Raw genomic sequence first — 691 nt, 5'->3', positions numbered from 1 at the left:
TCATGAATCGTTGCATTCGTGTTTGCTGATCCATATCGTCTGGCAAAACTGTTCACCGCCAATGAGTTCGCCTGCTTTTCCAGGGTCATGTACCTTGCAAGTAAGGGCAGATGGCCATTCCGCAGCCCATTGAAATTATTTTGGTATGCAGTTACAACGCGGTGACATTGGCACTGCCCTGTAACTGGATTGAGGCCCTGCCAGCGCCCCCCTGGCTTTGGAGGCGGCTGAGTGGTTCTTTCTCGCTCTCTTGATCAAGCTTGCTTTTTCAGTGCAGCCTTAGTAAGCGTGACGTCGGTACCGTTATTGACTTTGCCGGAGATACCTTTCTGCTGCAGCGGTGATTCCCTTATTGCCTAGAGATCAATAATCTTTCGCAGTAGCGCGGGTGAGACCCGCCACTGCTCGCCATCACAAATTAAGGAACAGGTCTTCGCATTCATGCGGGTGATCGTGCCAATGCGCTCACGCAGGTGCTTGTCGGTGAAGCTGACCGTGTCGCCAAGTTTAAATGCCGACATGTCAGTTCGTTGTGGTGGCGGTTGCGGGGTCCGCTCAACATGCTGGGCTGGATCAGCAACAATGGCTGCATAAGACAGCTTCCAATGCGTACGAGTGATGTCGTCCTGAACGATGGCATAGGTGGGCTGTAGCTGCAGTATGCGACCAGGCGCGAGTGTGCCACGATGCT

1 protein-coding gene is annotated in these 691 nt (G+C 53.3%); it reads right to left on the bottom strand.

What is annotated here, in order from left to right; translation table 11 throughout:
* Nucleotides 1-356 precede the first annotated feature (356 nt).
* A partial coding sequence (locus tag JK635_RS08510; protein ID WP_202653528.1) for a hypothetical protein occupies nucleotides 357-691 on the bottom strand: 335 nt, incomplete at its 5' end.

Origin of the sequence: Neobacillus paridis (assembly GCF_016765675.1) — a bacterium.
GTDB classification, from domain to species: Bacteria; Bacillota; Bacilli; order Bacillales; family Cytobacillaceae; genus Neobacillus; species Neobacillus paridis.
This window is presented reverse-complemented; position numbering and strand designations above follow the sequence as displayed.